A 1,839-nucleotide genomic window follows, 5' to 3' on the forward strand; every position below is an offset into this window, starting at 1 on the left:
CCCGGGAGTCAGACAGTGAGTGCTAAGATCCATTGTCAAGAGGGAAACAGCCCAGATCATCAGCTAAGGTCCCCAAGTGTGTGTTAAGTGGGAAAGGATGTGGAGTTGCGCAGACAACCAGGATGTTGGCTTAGAAGCAGCCACCATTCAAAGAGTGCGTAATAGCTCACTGGTCGAGTGACTCTGCGCCGAAAATGTAACGGGGCTAAACACACCACCGAAGCTATGGGTCCATTAGTGGGCAGTAGGGGAGCGTTGTAACAGCGGAGAAGGTTGATCGTGAGGACAGCTGGAGCGGTTACAAGTGAGAATGCCGGTATGAGTAACGAAAAGATCAGTGAGAATCTGATCCGCCGAAAGCCTAAGGGTTCCTGAGGAAGGTTCGTCCACTCAGGGTAAGTCGGGACCTAAGGCGAGGCCGAAAGGCGTAGTCGAAGGACAACAGGTTGACATTCCTGTACCACCGTGAACCGTTATGAGCAATGGGGTGACGCAGAAGGATAGTGACGCGAGCTGATGGATGCTCGTCCAAGCAGTGAGGCTGGTCAATAGGCAAATCCGTTGACTGTAAGGCTAAGCTGTGATGGGGAGGGAAACTTAGAGTACCGAAGGTCATGAGTTCAGGCTGCCAAGAAAAGCCTCTAGCCAGGGAGAAGGTGCCCGTACCGCAAACCGACACAGGTAGGCGAGCAGAGCATGCTAAGGCGCGCGGAAGAACTCTCGTTAAGGAACTCGGCAAAATGACCCCGTAACTTCGGGAGAAGGGGTGCCTCGGTAGGGTGAATAGCCCGAGGGGGCCGCAGTGAAAAGGCCCAAGCGACTGTTTAGCAAAAACACAGGTCTGTGCGAAGCCGCAAGGCGAAGTATACGGGCTGACGCCTGCCCGGTGCTGGAAGGTTAAGGGGAGCGGTTAGGAGCAATCCGAAGCTGTGAACCGAAGCCCCAGTAAACGGCGGCCGTAACTATAACGGTCCTAAGGTAGCGAAATTCCTTGTCAGGTAAATTCTGACCCGCACGAATGGCGTAACGACTTGGGCGCTGTCTCGACGAGAGATCCGGTGAAATTTTAATACCTGTGAAGATGCAGGTTACCCGCGACAAGACGGAAAGACCCCATGGAGCTTTACTGCAGCTTGATATTGGACTTTGGTACGATCTGTACAGGATAGGTGGGAGCCTGAGAAGCATGAGCGCCAGCTTGTGCGGAGGCGACGTTGGGATACCACCCTGATCGTATCGGAGTTCTAACCTGGTACCGTAAACCGGTATGGGGACAGTGTCAGGTGGGCAGTTTGACTGGGGCGGTCGCCTCCTAAAGCGTAACGGAGGCGCCCCAAGGTTCCCTCAGAATGGTTGGAAATCATTCGAAGAGTGCAAAGGCATAAGGGAGCTTGACTGCGAGACAAACAGGTCGAGCAGGGACGAAAGTCGGGCTTAGTGATCCGGTGGTACCGAATGGAAGGGCCATCGCTCAACGGATAAAAGCTACCCTGGGGATAACAGGCTTATCTCCCCCAAGAGTCCACATCGACGGGGAGGTTTGGCACCTCGATGTCGGCTCATCGCATCCTGGGGCTGAAGTAGGTCCCAAGGGTTGGGCTGTTCGCCCATTAAAGCGGTACGCGAGCTGGGTTCAGAACGTCGTGAGACAGTTCGGTCCCTATCTGTCGCGGGCGCAGGAAATTTGAGAGGAGCTGTCCTTAGTACGAGAGGACCGGGATGGACGTACCGCTGGTGTACCAGTTGTTCCGCCAGGAGCACGGCTGGATAGCCAAGTACGGACGGGATAAGCGCTGAAAGCATCTAAGCGTGAAGCCCCCCTCAAGATGAGATTTCCCA

Annotated in this window: 1 rRNA gene; it reads left to right on the plus strand. The window is 54.8% G+C overall.

Annotated elements, in window-relative coordinates:
• Positions 1-1,839 (plus strand): 23S ribosomal RNA (locus tag ACZYR9_RS27405); the annotation flags it as partial.

The organism is Paenibacillus sp. F024 (assembly GCF_057814255.1).